18 protein-coding genes are annotated in these 16,517 nt (G+C 73.7%); 13 read left to right on the forward strand and 5 right to left on the reverse strand.

Translation table 11 applies throughout. The features are described 5' to 3' along the window. Window positions 1-137 precede the first annotated feature (137 nt). Window positions 138-905 (forward strand): endonuclease III, encoded by a 768-nt coding sequence (gene nth / locus QRN56_RS25540; protein ID WP_285108045.1) that lies wholly within the window; start codon window positions 138-140, stop codon window positions 903-905. On the opposite strand, the gene QRN56_RS25545 is transcribed toward nth, so the two are convergent. Continuing rightward, window positions 906-1,853, reverse strand: a complete 948-nt coding sequence (locus QRN56_RS25545) for an alpha/beta fold hydrolase (protein WP_285108046.1) — start codon at window positions 1,851-1,853, stop codon at window positions 906-908. 53 nt (window positions 1,854-1,906) lie between these two features. After that, on the reverse strand, window positions 1,907-2,701 hold the full coding sequence (locus QRN56_RS25550; RefSeq protein ID WP_285108048.1) for a winged helix-turn-helix transcriptional regulator: 795 nt from the start codon (window positions 2,699-2,701) through the stop codon (window positions 1,907-1,909). A gap of 309 nt (window positions 2,702-3,010) precedes the next feature. Here QRN56_RS25550 and QRN56_RS25555 point away from each other — a divergent pair, with 309 nt between their 5' ends. Then, the gene (locus QRN56_RS25555; RefSeq protein ID WP_285108050.1) at window positions 3,011-3,751 is read left to right on the forward strand and encodes a hypothetical protein; all 741 of its coding nucleotides are present in this window, start codon (window positions 3,011-3,013) and stop codon (window positions 3,749-3,751) included. Window positions 3,752-3,774: 23 nt separating this feature from the next. Here the strand turns inward: QRN56_RS25555 and QRN56_RS25560 are convergent, their stop codons facing one another. Then, a complete protein-coding gene (locus QRN56_RS25560; RefSeq protein WP_285108052.1) occupies window positions 3,775-4,434 on the reverse strand; it encodes a YceI family protein in 660 nt (219 codons plus the stop codon). Window positions 4,435-4,666: 232 nt separating this feature from the next. Between QRN56_RS25560 and QRN56_RS25565 the strand changes: the two genes are divergently transcribed. Then, window positions 4,667-5,116 (forward strand): TlpA family protein disulfide reductase, encoded by a 450-nt coding sequence (locus QRN56_RS25565; protein ID WP_285108054.1) that lies wholly within the window; start codon window positions 4,667-4,669, stop codon window positions 5,114-5,116. Next, window positions 5,113-5,553 carry a DUF4395 domain-containing protein gene (locus tag QRN56_RS25570; protein WP_285108055.1) on the forward strand — a complete coding sequence of 147 codons (441 nt, stop codon included), beginning with the start codon at window positions 5,113-5,115 and terminating at the stop codon, window positions 5,551-5,553. The genes QRN56_RS25565 and QRN56_RS25570 overlap by 4 nt, the downstream gene beginning before the upstream one ends. A 16-nt stretch (window positions 5,554-5,569) precedes the next feature. On the opposite strand, the gene QRN56_RS25575 is transcribed toward QRN56_RS25570, so the two are convergent. Then, entirely contained in the window at window positions 5,570-5,929 is a 360-nt protein-coding gene (locus tag QRN56_RS25575) for a DsrE family protein (RefSeq protein WP_285108057.1), read from the reverse strand. 150 nt (window positions 5,930-6,079) lie between these two features. On the opposite strand from QRN56_RS25575, the gene QRN56_RS25580 reads away from it, so the two are divergent. The 8 genes from QRN56_RS25580 to dtd all read left to right on the forward strand — a co-directional run bounded on the left by QRN56_RS25580 (window position 6,080) and on the right by dtd (window position 12,250). Beyond that, the gene (locus QRN56_RS25580; protein ID WP_285108059.1) at window positions 6,080-6,700 is read left to right on the forward strand and encodes a heme-binding beta-barrel domain-containing protein; all 621 of its coding nucleotides are present in this window, start codon (window positions 6,080-6,082) and stop codon (window positions 6,698-6,700) included. A 52-nt stretch (window positions 6,701-6,752) separates the two neighbouring features. Continuing rightward, entirely contained in the window at window positions 6,753-7,904 is a 1,152-nt protein-coding gene (ygfZ, locus tag QRN56_RS25585; RefSeq protein WP_285108061.1) for a CAF17-like 4Fe-4S cluster assembly/insertion protein YgfZ, read from the forward strand. A 33-nt stretch (window positions 7,905-7,937) separates the two neighbouring features. Continuing rightward, a complete protein-coding gene (locus QRN56_RS25590) occupies window positions 7,938-9,053 on the forward strand; it encodes an FUSC family protein (RefSeq protein ID WP_350224611.1) in 1,116 nt (371 codons plus the stop codon). A 67-nt stretch (window positions 9,054-9,120) separates the two neighbouring features. After that, window positions 9,121-9,462: a PadR family transcriptional regulator gene (locus tag QRN56_RS25595; RefSeq protein ID WP_285108063.1), complete on the forward strand. Its 342-nt coding sequence runs from the start codon at window positions 9,121-9,123 to the stop codon at window positions 9,460-9,462. After that, on the forward strand, window positions 9,462-10,388 hold the full coding sequence (locus tag QRN56_RS25600) for a permease prefix domain 1-containing protein (RefSeq protein WP_285108065.1): 927 nt from the start codon (window positions 9,462-9,464) through the stop codon (window positions 10,386-10,388). The genes QRN56_RS25595 and QRN56_RS25600 overlap by 1 nt, the downstream gene beginning before the upstream one ends. Window positions 10,389-10,437: 49 nt before the next feature. Continuing rightward, window positions 10,438-10,764, forward strand: coding sequence for a DUF2516 family protein (locus QRN56_RS25605; RefSeq protein WP_285108066.1), 327 nt, complete (start codon window positions 10,438-10,440; stop codon window positions 10,762-10,764). A gap of 8 nt (window positions 10,765-10,772) precedes the next feature. After that, complete coding sequence (locus QRN56_RS25610) at window positions 10,773-11,828, forward strand: asparaginase (protein ID WP_285108068.1); 1,056 nt, start codon at window positions 10,773-10,775, stop codon at window positions 11,826-11,828. Continuing rightward, entirely contained in the window at window positions 11,825-12,250 is a 426-nt protein-coding gene (gene dtd, locus QRN56_RS25615) for a D-aminoacyl-tRNA deacylase (RefSeq protein WP_285108070.1), read from the forward strand. The genes QRN56_RS25610 and dtd overlap by 4 nt, the downstream gene beginning before the upstream one ends. Before the next feature lie 3 nt (window positions 12,251-12,253). On the opposite strand, the gene QRN56_RS25620 is transcribed toward dtd, so the two are convergent. Beyond that, window positions 12,254-14,362, reverse strand: a complete 2,109-nt coding sequence (locus QRN56_RS25620) for a helix-turn-helix transcriptional regulator (RefSeq protein WP_285108072.1) — start codon at window positions 14,360-14,362, stop codon at window positions 12,254-12,256. Between the two features lie 512 nt (window positions 14,363-14,874). Here QRN56_RS25620 and QRN56_RS25625 point away from each other — a divergent pair. Continuing rightward, the gene (locus QRN56_RS25625) at window positions 14,875-16,485 is read left to right on the forward strand and encodes a glycosyl hydrolase family 18 protein (protein ID WP_285108073.1); all 1,611 of its coding nucleotides are present in this window, start codon (window positions 14,875-14,877) and stop codon (window positions 16,483-16,485) included. Window positions 16,486-16,517: the final 32 nt, after the last annotated feature.

Raw genomic sequence — 16,517 nt, forward strand, 5'->3', positions numbered from 1 at the left:
CGCTCGGCTGGTGGACGGCGGGTGCGCCCTTGACCTTCTCATACTCCGCGTCCTAGGTACACGGGCCAACCCCGCGCCAGGTTCCCGCTGACGGAGTTCCCGGGCCGGATGTCAGTGGGGGTCGTTACTGTGGCGACGTGACCGTCAGCGAGCACGAGCCCGAACGTCAGTCCAAGGATGCGCCGGAGACCAGGCTGGCGCTCGTGCGCCGGGCGCGGCGCATCAACCGCGTGCTCGGGGAGACCTACCCGGACGCCCGCGCCGAGCTGGATTTCCGGACGCCGCTGGAGCTGCTGGTCGCGACGGTGCTGAGCGCGCAGACCACCGACGTCCGGGTCAACCAGACCACGCCCGAGCTGTTCGTGATGTACCCGGACGCGCAGGCCTACGCGGAGGCCAACCCGGAGGAGCTGGAGGAGATCCTGCGTCCGCTCGGCTTCTTCCGGGCCAAGGCCAGGGCCGTGATCGGCCTGGGCAAGGCGCTCGTCGAGCGGTTCGACGGCGAGGTCCCGGGACGGCTGAAGGACCTGGTGACGCTGCCCGGCGTGGGCCGCAAGACGGCGAACGTGGTGCTCGGCAACGCGTTCGGCGTGCCCGGCATCACCGTGGACACGCACTTCGGGCGGCTGGCGCGGCGCCTGGGCCTGACCGCAGAGGAGGACCCGGTCAAGGTCGAGGCCGAGGTGGGTGAGCTCTTCCCGAAGAAGGAATGGACCATGCTCAGCCACCACCTCGTGTGGCACGGGCGGCGCGTCTGCCTCGCGCGCACCCCGGCGTGCGGGGCGTGCAGCATCAAGCACCTGTGCCCGTCGTACGGCGCGGGCGAGACCGACCCCGACAAGGCGGCGAAGCTCGTGCGCCCGGCGCCGGAGCGCTCGCCGCTGGCAGGCCTGCCGCTGAAGTAGCTAGGCCACCCGGGCGAGCCAGCCCAGCAGGATCTCGTTCACCCGCTCCGGCGCCTCCTCCGGGAGGAAGTGGCCGGCCCCGGGCAGCAGCTCGTAGCGCAGGTCGGACACGACGGCGTTGGCGTCCACGTCGGCGCGCTCGTGCCGCAGGAACCCGTCCCGGGCGCCCTGGAGCTGCAGCGCCGGCACGTCCAGCGGGCGGCGCAGCGCGGTACCGAACCGGCGCCCGTCCATCCGGGGCGTCGACCGGACCACCCAGCGCAGCGCCTCGGCGGCCGAGTGCGCCGCGAACGGGATGCGCATGACGGCCCGGTACCGGTCAACGACGTCGTCGGGCAGCGGAGCGGCCGCGCCCAGGTCGAGCGTGCGCCGCACCAGGTCGCCCTGGATGAGCGCCCGTTCCGGCAGCGTGGGGACCTGGAGGTACGCCAGCTCGCGCAGCGCGGCCGGCGTGAACGCGGCGGTGCTGCGCAGGCGCACCCGGGCCGGGTGCGGGCTGGCCAGCGCGGCGACGGCCGACGTCGTGCCCGGGTGGAGCGCCGCGACCGCCCACGCGAGCGTGCCGCCCGTACCGTGCCCCACCACGACTGCCTCCTCCCGCCCGAGCGAGCGCACGACGCCGGCGACGTCGGCCGCCCGCGCCGTCAGCGCGTAGCCCGACGGCGGCTTGTCCGAGCCGCCCACACCACGGACGTCCATCGCCGCGACGCGGTAGCCGGCGTCCGCCAGGGCGGGGATCTGCGCACGCCAGGACCACCAGAACTGGGGGTAGCCGTGCAGCAGGAGCACCAGGGGCGCGGAGCGGCTCTCCGGGCCCGCGGTCGCGACGTGGAAGCGCGAACCGCCCGAGGAGACGAACTCGTGCCGCCACGGCCCTTCGACGAGGGCGCACGTGTAGTCGCTGGTGGCTGCCGAGCGGACGGCCGGTCTGGCCGAGAGTGCGGTCACAGGTATGAACCTACGCGCTCGGTGCCCGGTCTGCGCGGCACCCCGTGCCCGGCTCAGTGGCCGGTCTGCGCCACGCGCTTCCCCGCGGAGCCGCCGTTCTGGTCGTCGGCCGGCTTGGCGTCGGACGACGGGGCGGTGGTCGCCTCCGGCGCCGGCACGTCCTCGACCGGACGCTCCTTGGGCGGGTCGAACCGGTAGCCGACGTTGCGCACCGTGCCGATGAGCTGCTCGTGCTCGGGGCCCAGCTTGGCGCGCAGGCGCCGCACGTGGACGTCGACCGTGCGCGTGCCCCCGTAGTAGTCGTAGCCCCAGACCTCCTGCAGCAGCTGGGCCCGCGTGAACACGCGGCCCGGGTGCTGCACCAGGTACTTGAGGAGCTCGAACTCCTTGTAGGTCAGGTCGATCGGGCGGCCGCGCAGCCGGGCGGTGTACCCGCCGGCGTCGATCGCGAGCTCGCCCGCGGAGATCTCCTGCTGCGACTCCTCGGCCGGGCCGCGCGCCGAACGCTCGACCACCAGGCGCAGCCGGGCCTCGACCTCGGCGGGCGAGGCGGACTCCAGCAGGAGGTCATCGGCTCCCCACTCGTGGGTCACGACCGTGAGGCCGCCCTCGGTGAGGATCAGCACGAGCGGCACCGTCAGGCCGGTGGCGTGCAGCAGGCGGCACGTGGTGCGGGCCGCGACGAGGTCGCGGCGGGCGTCCAGCAGCACGACGTCCGCGTCGGGGGCGTCGACGAGCGCGGAGGGCTCCATCGGGAGCACCCGCACCCGATGGGACAGCAGTCCCAGTGCGGGCAGTACCTCGGCCGACCCGCCGGTGGCGGGCGTGAGGATCAACAGCTCTGCCATTGACGCACCTCCTCTCGGAACCGGCGTCCTGCTACCGTCCCTGGCTCGGGTCTCGCTGAAGCGAGACGTCCCGTCGCGTCCAACTGGCTCTGCGGAAGTCTGCCCTGTTGCTTGTTGCGTGCATGTTACACGCCCTTTTCCTGGACACCACCATGCTGGTCAGGACCCGTGACGTTCGCATGACGCGGGTGTTGCTCGTCTCGCTCAGGCCCGGGAGAAGGCCCGGGAACAGGCCTGTGCGGGCCCGGAACGGCGGCACCCCGGGCCGCGATTGAGGCAACTCGGTAAGTCTCTGGAAAACTCTGAGCCGTGTCCGTCTCCACCCGCGCCGTGACGACCGCCGCGCTCGCGGCCCTCGTCGCCGCCGCGTCCTACGTCCAGCCCCGGCCCCTGCCCCTCGTGGGCGCGGCCGTGGTCCTGGCGGTCCTCGTCGCGCTGGGCTGGCCGTCGCTGCTGCGCCTGCCCGCCTCGGGGAGCACGAGGGTGGTCGTGGCGCTCTGCGGCGTCGGGGGAGCGGCCGCGACCTATCTCACCCAGGGCGAGCCCGTGCTGCGCCACCTGCCGATGGTGCTGGCGGGCGCGGTGGTGCTCGCCTTCATCGCGCAGATGCTGCGCCGTGACGGACGCCCCCAGCTCACCGAGTCCGTGTCGGGCACCGTGGCCGGCGTCGTCGCGGCGATCGCCGCCTCGGGCTGGATCGCCGCCGCGCGATCCGACGCCGGGGCGGCGCTCGTCGTCACGAGCGCGGTGGCGCTCGCGGTGGCCGCCGCCGTGGCGGCGCTGCCGGTGCGCGGCTGGGTGGCGCTTGGCATCTCCGCCGTCGCCGCCGTGCTGGTGGGCGGCGCGGCCGGGACGCTGCTGCCCAACATCGACACCGTGAGCGGGCTGTGGTGCGGTCTGGTCGCGGGAGTCGTCGTCGGGGCGCTGCACCTGCTGCTGGAGCGGCTGCCCGCCCGCGGCGCGCGGCTGGCCGGGCTCTCGGCGAGCGCGCTGCCCGTCGCGGTGTGCGGCATCTTCGTGTTCGTCGTGGGCCGGATGGTCATCCTCTGAGGTGACCCCCGGGCGGGCCGCGGTCAGGACTGGCGGATCATCTCGCCGGCGATCTCGATGCGGACCTTCTTGGCCACCAGCACGCCGCCGGCCTCGAGCGCGACGTTCCAGAGCAGGCCCCACTCCTCGCGCTCGATCTCGCAGCTCCCGTGGAAGCCGAAGATGTCCTGGCCGTAGGGGTCGTGCCCCACGCCGCCGAACTCGCACTCCAGGGTGACCGGGCGCGTCACGCCGCGCACGGTGAGCAGGCCGTCCATGACGAACTTGGTGAACGAGCCGTCCGCCTGCATCGGGTCGTGCGGCCGCCGGCCGGCGGTGCCCGCCTTGAGCCGGGCCCACGAGAAGATCGGGTCCACCTGCGTCCGCATCCGGAACCCGGTGCTGCGGAACTCGATGGTCGGGTGGTTCTCGACGTCCAGGAAGTCGGCGCTGCGCAGGTGGGTGTCGCGCTCGTCCACGTGCGTGTCGACCGACGCCGCCTGGATGGTGCACGTGACCTGGGAGGCGAGCGGGTCCTCGCCGACGGTGACCGTCGCCTCGCCCTCGGCGAACTCGCCGCGGACGGGACTGACCATCATGTGCATGGCGAGGAAGCCGAGCCGCTTGTGGTTCTGGTCGATCTGGTACACCCCGGCCGCCGGGATGGTCAGACCATTCCACGTACGAGTTGGCAAAACTTCCATCCTAGACAATTCTCCTATATATGCGGATGCATGCACGCTACCACCGGGGGGTCGCCGGCTCGGGTGGCATTTCGGCACGAGAAATACTGCTCCGACTGGTTGTGCAGACCAGGGAATCATGTGGGCGGGCACCCGAGAAGGTCAGAGGCCCGCACTGTGACCGGCCTCATGGTGGATCCATATCGCGGACGAGGACTTGTCTGGACGAGCGAGGCACGGCAGGGTGGGGCGAATGTTGGGACAGGTGATCGCGCTCGTCGTCCTGGTGCTCGGTACCGCCGCGCTCGGCGTGTGGTGGTCGGCACGTCAGGGCGCCGTACGCGCGCCCCGCGAGACGCCCGTCGGGATCGACTGGGCCTCCTCGGGGATCGCGCTCGCGGACCGGGTGACCTTCGTGCAGTTCTCGGCCGAGGTGTGTGCCGCGTGCCGGTCCACCTCCCGGGTCCTGGGCGGTCTGACCGGGGCGAGCCCCGGCGTCGGGCACCGTGAGGTGCTCGTGGACGACCACCTCGACCTGGTGCGCACCCTCGGCGTGCTCCGCACGCCCACGGTGCTCGTGGTCGACGGCGGCGGGCGCGAGGTGGCGCGGATGAGCGGCGTGGTGTCCGACACGCAGGCGCGACAGGCGCTGAGCCGGGTTCCGGCGGCGGCGGTCCAGGCAGACGGGGAAGGGCAGTCATGAGCGTGAGCAAGGGGATCGACCCGCGAGGGCCGCGCGTCGGGGCGAGCATCACCGCGGTGCTGCTGGCCGCCGTCGTGCTGCTGGGCGCGAGCACCGCGGGGCTGTGGCTGCTGACGTTCATCATGCTGAGCTTCCTGCTCGGCACGATCCGCGGCGCCGAGGGCTCGTGGCAGGGCCTGCTCTACAAGCGGTTCGTGCGGCCGCGGCTCAGCCCGCCCACGGAGATGGAGGACCGCCGCCCGCCGCGCTTCGCGCAGGGCGTGGGCCTCTTCGTCACCGGCGTGGGCGTGATCCTCGGCTTCCTCGGGGTGCTCCCGGCCGTGCCGATCGCGGCCGCGGCGGCGTTCGTCGCGGCGGCGCTCAACGCTGTCGTCGGGCTGTGCCTCGGGTGCGAGCTCTACCTGCTGCTGCGCCGGTCGGGCCTGGTCCGCGCCTGAGCGCGGTCCAGGACGGTCAGTAGACCAGCGCCTGGGCGTCGTCCCGCAGGATCTCCTCGGTGAACAGCGCCGAGCCCGCGATCCGGATGCCGGGCAGCACGTCGGCCTCGGTGATGTCCCGGCGCGCCGCGCACTGCGTGCACACCGTGACCGTGCCCGCGCCCAGGACCACCTCGATGAGCTGGGGCAGGGGCGTCGCGTGCTCGAGCTCGAGCGCGGCCGCGCGGCCGGGCAGGGCGAGCCAGGCCGACTCACCGGTGAGCCAGAGACTCACCTCCGCACCGGACGCGACGGCCGCCGCGGCGACGGTGAAGGCCTGGTTGGTGGCCTCGGGCCGGTCCAGGCCTGAGGTGGTCTTGATCACGAGCGGGCGCATGGGCCGACTGTAGGCCGTGGACGTTAGGATCGGCACCATGTCGATCCACGCCCTTGAGCTCATCTTCACCGGCCTCATCGTGGCGGTCGCAGTCGCGGTCGCCTGGTTCGCCGGCTACGTCGTCTACAAGCTGTACACCGGCCAGCGCTGATGACGTTCACCTTTCCCGACGGGCTCTCGCCCGAGGTGTACCCGCTGGCCTGGCTGGTCGGCCGCTGGCGCGGCGAGGGTGTGATCGACTACCCCGGCATCGGCAAGAAGACCTTCGTGCAGGACCTGGTCTTCGACCACGACGGCGGCCCGTACCTGCGGTTCGAGTCCACGCTGCGGGTGCTGGAGAGCGTCGTCCCCGACAAGCTGCCCGCCGACGGCGAGTGGCCCGCCCCCGTGCCGGACCCGACGGAGGGCGACCCGACCGAGGCGGACGCGCCGGAGGCCGAGGTGGCCGAGGCCGGCACGGTGTGGTCCACGGAGACCGGCTACTGGCGCGTGTCCTCGGACCGGCCCGACGGCCTCGAGGAGAACAAGCACGCGCTCGAGGTGCTCGCGGCCGACGCCTCCGGGCGCATCACCGTCTACATCGGCGCCGTGGGCAACGGGCGGATCGACCTGGCCTCGGACGCGATCGCGCGGACGTCGACGGCGTCCGAGGTGCGGGCGTCGAAGCGGCTGTACGGCCTGGTCCAGGGCCGCCTGCTGTGGGTGGAGGAGCTCGCCGCGTTCGGCGAGCCGCTGCGCTCGTACGCGTCGGCGGAGCTGGACCGGCAGTAATCACGCGAGCGGGAATGCCCCGCCCGTCCACGACGCTGCACCTGAGGTGAGCATGGATTACGAGAGCCCCCTGCTGAGCCGGCGCGGCGCGGTCGCCGCCGCCGGGCCCGACGCCGGGGTCGCCTGGCACTACGGCGACCCGACGGCGGAGCAGCGCGCGCTGTCGCGCGGCGGCGCCGTGGTCGACCAGTCCCACCTCGGGATCGTCCGCGTCGCCGGCCCCGACCGGCTGAGCTGGCTGCACTCGATCACGTCCCAGCAGCTCGACGGCCTGGCGCCCCGGACCAGCACCGAGCTCCTGGTGCTGTCGCCGCAGGGCCACGTCGAGCACGCCGCGGGCGTGGTGGACGACGGCGAGGCCACCTGGCTGATCACCGAGCGCGAGTCGGCGCCCGCCCTGGCCGGCTGGCTCGACCGCATGAAGTTCATGCTCCGCGTCGAGATCACGGACGCCACCGACGAGTGGGCGGCGATCGGCGAGCCCGTGGCCGCGGAGGGCGCCGAGGGCGAGCCGGTGACCTGGCACGACGCCTGGCCGAACGTCGTGGGCGGCGGCACGCGCTACGGTCCGGCCGAGAGCGAGCACCCCGGCGCGATGCGGCCCTGGCGGCTCGTGCTGGTGCCGCGCGCCGAGCTGGAGGCCCAGGTCGCCGCCCGCGAGGCCGCGGGCTGGCCGCTGGCCGGCACCTGGGCCACCGAGGCCCTGCGGGTCGAGGCCTGGCGTCCGCGGCTCGCCCGCGAGGTCGACGGCCGCACCATCCCGCACGAGCTCGACTGGCTGCGTACCGCCGTCCACATCAACAAGGGCTGCTACCGCGGCCAGGAGACGGTCGCGCGCGTGCACAACCTCGGCCGCCCGCCGCGCCGGCTCGTCATGCTGCACCTCGACGGTTCGCAGCACCTGCTCCCGGAGGCCGGCGCCGAGGTGCGCCTGCCGGCGTCGGACGGCGCACCGGGCAAGGTCGTGGGGACGCTGACCTCGATGGCGCGCCACCACGAGCTGGGCCCGATCGGCCTGGCCGTGCTCAAGCGGAACGTCCCGGAGGACACCGAGCTCATCGTGTCCGGCGAGGTCTCGGGGCAGGGCATCGAGGTGTCGGCGGCGCAGGAGATCGTGGTGCCCGGCGACGGCATGTCGGTGGACCGCCCGGAGTCCCACGGCCCGCTCACCCCGGGCCTGCGCGGCCCGGCCAGCCTCATCTGACGCACGCGTGAGGGCGGATGGCAGGATGCCACCGTGACCTCACTGCCCGGCCCTGCCGACGAGATGTGGCGCAAGGCCATGCGCACGCTCATGCTGCGCACCCGGCTGCGGCAGGGCTGGACCCGTGCGCGGGCGAGCCTCATCCCGATCGCGCAGGCGTCGCTCGCCGCCGGTGTCGCGTACCTGATCGCGCGGTACGTGCTGGGGCACGAGCAGCCGTTCTTCGCGCCGGTCGCGGCGTGGGTGCTCCTCGGGTTCACCGCGCAGCGGGACGTGCGCCGGGTCTCCGAGATGGCCGTGGGCGTGGCGGTCGGCGTCGCCATGGGCGACCTGATCGTGCACCTGATCGGCTCGGGCTGGTGGCAGCTCAGCCTGGTGCTGTTCATCTCAGCCGTCGCCGCGCGGTTCATCGACCGGGGCGCGCTCCTGGTCACGCAGGCCGGCGTCCAGGCGATCATCGTGGTGGGCCTGCCCCAGGTCTCCGGCGGGCCGCTCGGCCGGTGGACCGACGCCCTGGTCGGCGGCGCCGTCGCGCTCATGGTCGCGCTGCTCACGCCTGGCGACACCCGGCGGCGTCCGCGGGCGCTCGCCGAGCAGGCGGTGACCGAGCTCGCAGAGACCCTGGAGACGCTCGCCCGTGGCCTGCGCTCGGACGACGCGGACGACGTCCGGGCGGCCCTCGTGCGCGGGCGCGCCTCGGAGCCGGTGCTCGCGGAGTGGCAGGAGGCCGCGCGCGACGCGCGCGAGCTGGCGCGGATCTCCGTGGGGCGGATCCACCGCGGCGAGCTCGCCCGCCTGGAGGACCAGGCGGTGCTCGTGGACCGGACGATGCGGTCGGTGCGCGTGCTGGCCCGCCGTGTGCTCCCGGTGGTCGAGGGGGAGCACGACGTGCGGCCGGTCGCCGGGCTGGTCGAGGGCTTCGCGTCGGGTGTGCGGCTCCTCGCCTCCGACGTCGGTTCCGGGGGCGACGCCGCACGGGCGCGCGAGGTGCTGACCACCGTGGCCGCCCAGGTGGACCCGCGGACCGTGGGCGAGGGCGACTGGCAGGTGCAGTCCCTCGTGATGCTGCTGCGCTCGCCCGTGGTCGACACGCTGGAGGCCACGGGGGCTACCCCGGGCGAGGCGCGCGCGGCGCTGCCCGAGCTGTAGGCGCCTGTCCACAGGTTGTGCACAGAACTTGTTGTCGTCAGGTACTTGATCAGATACAGTAGTTGGCGTGATAGACCCCTTCGCCGCCGACCTCCTGCGCGGGCACACCGACACGATCGTGCTCGGCGTGCTGCGCGTCCGGGATCGCTACGGCTTCGAGATCTACAAGCAGATCCGCGACGCGACCGGCGGCGACCACGAGATCAAGGAGGCCACGCTCTACGCGGCCTACCGGCGGCTCGTGAAGGACGGCCTGGTCGAGGCCTACTGGGGCGACGAGTCCCAGGGCGGACGCCGCAAGTACTACCGCATCACCGACGCGGGGCGTGCCGTGTACCGGCGCAACGTGGACGCGTGGGTGGCCACGCGACGCACCATCGACTCCCTCCTCGACCTGAAAGGTTCCTGATGACGAACACCTCGGTGCACCGCCTGCTGGACGAAGCCTTCGCGGGCATCCCGACGACCCCCGACGTGCAGGACCTCAAGGAGGAGATCCGCGCGAACCTCCTGGACCGCGTGGCCGAGCTGACCGCCGGCGGCGTGGCACCCGACGACGCCGCGCGGCGCGCGGTCGCCGAGCTCGGCGACGTGCGCGCGCTGGTCGACGAGGCGGACGCGGGCCCGCGCGCGGCGGAGCGGCCAGCGCCGTCCGCGTTCGAGCTGATGACTCGGAACCGGGTGCCGGCGTCCGGGGCGTTCGTCGCGGCGGTGGTGCTGATGTCGATCGTGCTGGCGGCGAGCGTGGTGGGCACCGTGTTCGCCGCCGTCGGCTACGCGCACCGGGACCTCGGGCCCCTGCTGCCCACGGTGCTCGCGCTCGTCGCCGGGTGCGCGCTCGGCTGGATCGTGGGCGGCTCGCTGAGCCAGGAGACAACGGCCAGCCACCCGGTGCCCCGCCGGCGTGCCGCGCTGTTCGGCGTCGGCTGGGGGTTGGTGCTGGTAGGGGCGCTGCTCGCCCTGGTGCACCTGTTCGGCGGGACGAACGGGTGGCTCGTCCTGGACGGGCTCGTGCTTGTGGCGGGCGTGGTGCTGCTCTCGTGGCTTGCCGCGACGACCACCAACCGGAAGAAGCAGTGGGCGCTCGCGGAGGAGTCCGTGCACGCGCAGGCCGGCACCCGGTTCGACCGCGACCCAGCGGCCGCCGCGCGGTTCGGCATCTACACCGTCGTGGTATGGAGCCTGACCGGCGTCGCCGCGCTCGTCGTGGGCACCACTGTGAGCTGGTCCTGGGTCTGGCTGCCCGGCGTGCTCGGCTGGGTGGTGTTCATGCTGATGCTCGCCACCATGCTGTTCGGGGCCAGGCACGAGGACGACGCGCGCCAGGCCGGCTGAGTCGTCCGGACCAGGCGAGACGCCGCCCCGGTTGCCGTAGGCTCGTCCTGTGTTCGGAGCTCTCCAAACGTTCGTCTTCATCGTGCTGGGCGTCATCGTCTTCGCGGCCCAGGTCATCGCCCTGGTCGACGCGATCCGTCGTCCCGCCCACGCCTACACGTCCGAGGGCAAGCTCTCGAAGCCGATCTGGCTCGCGATCCTCGGCGTGGCCGCCGTCTTCGGACTCCTGGGGCTGCCGCCGAGCTTCATCACGGCCAGCTCCTTCCTGAACGTGATCGCGGTGGTCCCGGCCATCGTCTACTGGGCCGACGTGCGCCCCCGCCTGCAGCCGTACGGCACGGGCAACAAGCCGCGCGGTCCGCAGGGCGGATGGTGACGGCGCCCATGGCGGTCGGCCGTGCGGCGTCGACGTCGGGCGCGGTGCTCGACGACGCCGCGCCGCTGGCCGAGGTGATCCGCGGCGACCTCGTGGAGTCGGTGCACCTGGGGCACCTCGTGGTGCTCGACCCGTCCGGGCGGCCGGTGCTCCAGGTAGGCAACCCGACCACGCCGGTCTGGCCGCGGTCGTCGCTCAAGCCGCTGCAGCTCCTCGCGATGCTGCGCGCGGGCCTGGAGCTGCCGGACCGTCTGCTCGCGCTGGCTTCGGCGAGCCACAACGGCGAGCAGTTCCACCTGGAGGGCGTGCTCCAGATCCTGGGCTCCGTGGGCCTGGGCTCGGGCGCGCTCCAGAACACGCCCGACCTGCCGCTCTACCCGCCGGCCGCGCTCGAGTGGCACGTCGCGCCCCACAACGGCGGGCCGGGCCCGGCGCCGCTCGCGCAGAACTGCTCCGGCAAGCACGCGGCGATGCTCGCGACCTGCCTGACGCAGGGCTGGGACATCGAGACGTACCTGTCGCCCGAGCACCCGCTGCAGCGGGCCGTGCGCAGCACCATCCTCGAGATGACCGGCGACGCCGAGCTCGTCATGCACACCACCGTCGACGGCTGCGGGGCGCCCCTGTTCTCCACGACGCTGCTCGGCCTGGCGCGCGCCTTCTCGACCCTGGGCGCCGCGCCGACGGAGGACGTCCGCTCGCACGAGGCGCGGGCCGCCCGCGCGATCTCCGCGCACCCCGACATGGTGGGCGGCACGGGCCGCGACGTCACGCTCGCCATGCAGGCCGTGCCGGGCCTGGTCGCCAAGGACGGCGCCGAGGGCGTCTACGCCGCCGGGCTGCCCGACGGCTCCGCGATCGCGTTCAAGGTGCTCGACGGCTCCGCCCGGGCGCGTCCCGCGATCCTCGCGGCCGCGCTGCGCGCCGCGGGCGCCGCGGGCCTGCCCGGGGTGTACCCCGGCGGTCTGGACGGGCTCGGCCGCGTGCCGGTGCTCGGCGGCGGCCGGCCGGTCGGCGAGGTCCGGGCCGTCTTCGCCGACCAGTACGCGGAGGGCCGCCGGTGAGGGCGGTGCTCCAGCGCGTCACCCGCGCGTCCGTGGTGGTCGACGGCGAGGTGGTGGGCGCCATCGACAAGCCCGGCATCCTGGCCCTGGTCGGCGTCACGCACGACGACGGCCCGGCCCAGGTCGAGACCATCGCCCGCAAGATCGCCGACCTGCGCATCCTCCAGGACGAGCAGTCGGTGGCCGACATCGGCGCGCCGGTGCTCGTGGTCAGCCAGTTCACGCTGTACGGCGACGCCCGCAAGGGGCGCCGCCCCACGTGGAACCAGGCGGCGCCCGGGCCGGTCGCCGAACCGCTCGTGGACGCCGTCGTGGCCGCGCTGCGGGAGCGCGGCCTGACGGTCGAGACCGGCCGGTTCGGCGCCGACATGCAGGTGGAGCTGGTCAACGACGGTCCGGTGACCGTCCTCCTGGAGGCCTGAGGCCTACCCGCGCAGAGCCAGCACCGCCAGCTCCGTGCGGGAGCGCACCCCGAGCTTGCGGAAGACCCGCCCCAGGTGCACCTCAACGGTGCGGACCGACACGTAGAGGTTCGCGGCGACCTGCCGGTTGGTCCGGCCCTGCACCACGAGCCGCGCGACGTCCAGCTCCCGCTCGGTGAGCAGGTCGGTCCACTGCCCGCACAGCTCCTCCCCGGCGTCGACGACCGGCTCGCCCGGTGCCTCGGTCGGCACCGGCCCCGCCGGTTCCCGCCGCGGCCGGCCGACGTCGGGCCGTGGGGGAGCCTCGGCGGCGCGACCGTCGCCGGGCGCCGAGCCTGCCTGGCCCGGCGCCTCGCGGACGAACCCCGGCGTGGTGAGCGCCTGCTCGGCGATGTGCTCCCACGCCTTGGCGCCGGACTCCTCGAACAGCTCGTGGGCGCCGAGCAGGTGCGCGGCGGCGTCGCCGGGCAGGCCGAGCCGCGCGAAGGAGCGGGCGGCGACCAGCTCGGTGAGACCCCGCTCGAAGGTGGAGCCCACGCGCAGCGACGCCTCCACGGCGCGCTCGCGCGCCCGGTTCACGCCGGACGCGTCGGCGAGCGCGAGCTCGGCGCGCGCCAGGTCGAGCCGGCGGCGCCGCATGGGGCCGCCCGAGAAGCCGCCGCCCGACATGCCGGGCCCGGCGAGCCCGGGACCGGTGTGGCCGGCGTGCCCGGTCCCGGTGTGGCCGGCCCCGGTCGGATAGCCGCCGCCCGGGTCGGAGCCCACGGACGGCAGCACGCGGAGCCGCAGGCGTTCGTGCGAACGGCGCGCGGCCCGGTCCTGCCCGGCGAGCACCAGCAGCTCCACCGGGTCGGGCGTGGGCAGCCAGAGGCGGCGCAGCTCGTCGCCGCCGCGCTCGGCCGCGAGCCCGAGCAGGGTCGCGGCCTCCACCCAGCGCCCGTCGAAGACGGCGGTCTGGGCCCGGTCGCCGAGGGTGGCCGCCCGCACCACCGGCGCGACCTGGCCGGGCACCGACGCCTCCAGCGCGGTGGTCGCCCGGCGCAGGTGTCCGTCCCGGACCAGGTCGAGGCGGCGTGCGAGCGCGATCCCGAGGCCGCCGAAGGCGAGGGCCACGGGCAGGCGCTCGACGGCGTCGTCGAGCACCGAGGCCGCCTCGGTGATGTTGCCGAGCCGCAGCGCCAGGTACGACTGCGCCACCCGGAGGTGCGCCTCGGCGAGCGGCGTCAGGGCCTCGTCCGGACCGTCGAACCACCACCCCGGCTGGCGTGCCGGGGCCAGCTCGGCCACCTCCGACAGGATCGCGGCGGCCTCGCCGGGCGCGCCGTCGAGCAGGCGGATCGTCTTGCGGGCGGCGGCGATCGCGGCGCGGTCGGGTCCGGCGGCGTCCTCGGGGACGACGGCGTCGGGCCGGCCGTCCAGGAGGGCCAGCGCGATGCCGAGCGAGCGGGCGGCGTCGGGCGCGCCGGCCGCGGACGAGCCGGCGTCCGAGGGGCTGGTCGCGCGGCGGAGGTACACGACGGCGTCGTGCACGTGGCCCGCCCACAGCGCCGCCCGCCCGGCCACCGCGAAGGCGCGTGACCGCACCCGGTCGGTGCCGTGGCTCGCGGCCTCGCGCGCCACCTCGTGCGCGCGGTGGACGTCGCCGCGCGCGAGGTGCTGCTCGGCGAGCTCGACCAGGCCGTCCGCGAGCAGCGGGTCGCCCGCGAGCGTGCTCAGGGCCGTGTGCCACATCGCGATGAGCGGCTCGTCGGCCTTGCGGTGCACCTCGGCGAGCGCGACGTGCGCGGCGGTGCGGGAGGCGAGGTCGGCGTCGTCGTGCACCACCGACCGGACGCGCGGATGGTGGAAGCGGAACCGGCCGCCCACGAGATGGAGGTGGCGGCCGGCTGGGCCGGCCATGAGGGTGTCGATGTCTGTGCCCGACGCGGCGAGCAACAGCTCGGTGCGGTCCACCACGGCGACTGCGGCGACGAGCAGCACACGGCGTGCGTCGTCGTCGAGGCCGAGCGGGCCTACGGCCTCGCGGACCGCGCGTGCGGCAGGCAGCGGGTCCGGCATCAGCGCCGTACCCACCAGATGCTCCTCGTCGAGCATCCGTGCTGTCTGGTCCACACATCCAGGTTCGTCACCCACCACGCGCGTGAGCTCGCACGCGACGTGAGGGGCCACGGTGCGGTCACCGAGGGGGAGCGGAAAAACGACTTGCTGCGGCAGCGCGGTCATCGTCGAGCCTCCCGGATTCGTTCACGGTGCTCGCAAGTATGACCTCCACACGTTTCACCCGCATCAACCTGAGCGTGCGACTTTTGCTGCGATGTGGCCCCGGTCCTGGGATCCTGCCCCTCCTCGTGCCGCCCGGGTACCTGATACCGCACGAAGTTGTTTCGGTGGCGAAGGTTTCACACCGAAACAACCCGGCGTCGACCGTCCCGTATCACTACGTAGTCCCACCGTGTGGAATCCCCTTATTTCCCGTTAACGCAGGTTTCCTTACTTTTAACGGAGCGTGACCAGCGCGACCACCGTTGCCGGATCGACGACCGGACCAGAGAGGGAAGACGATGGACTCGACGTACCAACCGCTATCAGGTGCCAGTAAGACCACCCGACGAATACTCGCGGGGGTGGCCGCCCTCGCGGTGGCAGCTTCCGCCGCCGTGGCGGGCGTGGGCCTGCGGGACGCGAACGCGGCCGAGGCCGAGGCCGCCGGTGCGAGCACCTCGGCCATCAACGGCTTCCGCAGCGTCGGCTACTTCACGCAGTGGGGCGTGTACGGGCGCGGCTACCAGGTCAAGCAGATCGACACGTCCGGCGTGGCCGACGAGCTGACCCACATCAACTACGCGTTCGCCAACATCCACCACCAGAACCTCGAGTGCTTCGAGGCCAACAAGGCGCAGGGCGAGGGGCCCAACGGGTCCGACGGCGCGGGCGACGCCTGGGCCGACTACGGCATGGGCTACACGGCGGCCAACTCGGTGTCCGGCGCCGCCGACACCTGGGACCAGCCCCTGGCCGGGTCGTTCAACCAGCTCAAGCAGCTCAAGGCCAAGCACCCGGACCTCAAGGTCCTGATGTCGATCGGCGGCTGGACCTGGTCCAAGAACTTCTCGCTGGCGGCCGCGACGGACGCCTCGCGCGAGAAGTTCGTGTCGAGCTGCGTGAACATGTTCATCAAGGGCAACCTGCCGGTGATCGACGGCCGCGGTGGCACCGGCGCCGCCGCCGGCGTCTTCGACGGGTTCGACATCGACTGGGAGTGGCCCGGCTCGCAGAACGGCAACGTGGGCAACCACGTCGACGAGGTCAACGACGCGCGCAACTTCAAGCTGCTGCTCGCCGAGTTCCGGGAGCAGCTCGACGCCCTCGGCGCGACGACGGGCAAGGACTACGAGCTCTCCGCGTTCCTGCCCGCCAACCCGGCCGACATCGAGGACGGCGGCTGGAACGACCCGGCGATCTTCGACTACCTCGACTTCGGCAACGTCCAGGGCTACGACCTGCACGGCGCGTGGGACCCGGCGCTCACCGGCCACCAGGGCAACCTCTACCACGACCCCGCCGACCCGCGGGAGGAGGCCCGGCAGTTCAGCGCGGACCTCGCCGTGCGGACCTACACCGACGCCGGGATCGACCCCGCGCAGCTCGGCCTCGGCCTCGCGATGTACGGCCGCGGCTGGACCGGTGCGACGTCGTCCGCGGCGTGGGGCACCGCGACCGGTGCCGCTCCCGGCCAGTGGGAGGCCGGCATCAACGACTACGACGTGATCAAGAACGTGGGCACGGGGTACTACGACGCGAACCTCGGCGCCGCCTGGCGGCACGACGGCAACACGTGGTGGTCCTACGACAACGACCAGTCGGTCGCCAAGAAGGCGCAGTACATCCGGTCCGAGGGGCTCGGCGGCGCCATGTGGTGGGACCTCTCGGGTGACCGCTCCGGCGCGCTGACCGGCGCGCTGTGGAACGTGCTCGGTTCCGGCACCCCGGGTCCCGTGGAGGGCGGCGGCGGTCCGACCGACCCGACCGACCCGCCGACGGATCCCACGGACCCGCCGACCGACCCGCCGGGTGACGCCTGCACCTCGGCCGCCTGGGCCGCGTCCTCCGTCTACGTGGGCGGCAACACCGTCTCGCACGGCGGCCACGAGTGGCGCGCCAAGTGGTGGACCCAGGGCGAGACGCCCGGGACCACGGGCGAGTGGGGCGTGTGGCAGGACCTGGGCGCCTGCTGACCCGAGGCGCACCGAGGTGCCCTGAGGCACGC

It is taken from the genome of Promicromonospora sp. MEB111 (assembly GCF_030209445.1).
In the GTDB taxonomy this organism is placed as follows: domain Bacteria; phylum Actinomycetota; class Actinomycetes; order Actinomycetales; family Cellulomonadaceae; genus Promicromonospora.

Excerpts from the sequence above, each read along its gene's own strand:
- QRN56_RS25550 (WP_285108048.1), bottom strand. The coding sequence starts at position 2,701 with ATGGCAGAGCTGTTGATCCTCACGCCCGCCACCGGCGGGTCGGCCGAG.
- QRN56_RS25560 (WP_285108052.1), bottom strand. The coding sequence starts at position 4,434 with ATGGAAGTTTTGCCAACTCGTACGTGGAATGGTCTGACCATCCCGGCG.
- QRN56_RS25565 (WP_285108054.1), top strand. The coding sequence starts at position 4,667 with ATGTTGGGACAGGTGATCGCGCTCGTCGTCCTGGTGCTCGGTACCGCC.
- QRN56_RS25570 (WP_285108055.1), top strand. The coding sequence starts at position 5,113 with ATGAGCGTGAGCAAGGGGATCGACCCGCGAGGGCCGCGCGTCGGGGCG.
- QRN56_RS25575 (WP_285108057.1), bottom strand. The coding sequence starts at position 5,929 with ATGCGCCCGCTCGTGATCAAGACCACCTCAGGCCTGGACCGGCCCGAG.
- QRN56_RS25580 (WP_285108059.1), top strand. The coding sequence starts at position 6,080 with ATGACGTTCACCTTTCCCGACGGGCTCTCGCCCGAGGTGTACCCGCTG.
- ygfZ (WP_285108061.1), top strand. The coding sequence starts at position 6,753 with ATGGATTACGAGAGCCCCCTGCTGAGCCGGCGCGGCGCGGTCGCCGCC.
- QRN56_RS25600 (WP_285108065.1), top strand. The coding sequence starts at position 9,462 with ATGACGAACACCTCGGTGCACCGCCTGCTGGACGAAGCCTTCGCGGGC.
- QRN56_RS25610 (WP_285108068.1), top strand. The coding sequence starts at position 10,773 with ATGGCGGTCGGCCGTGCGGCGTCGACGTCGGGCGCGGTGCTCGACGAC.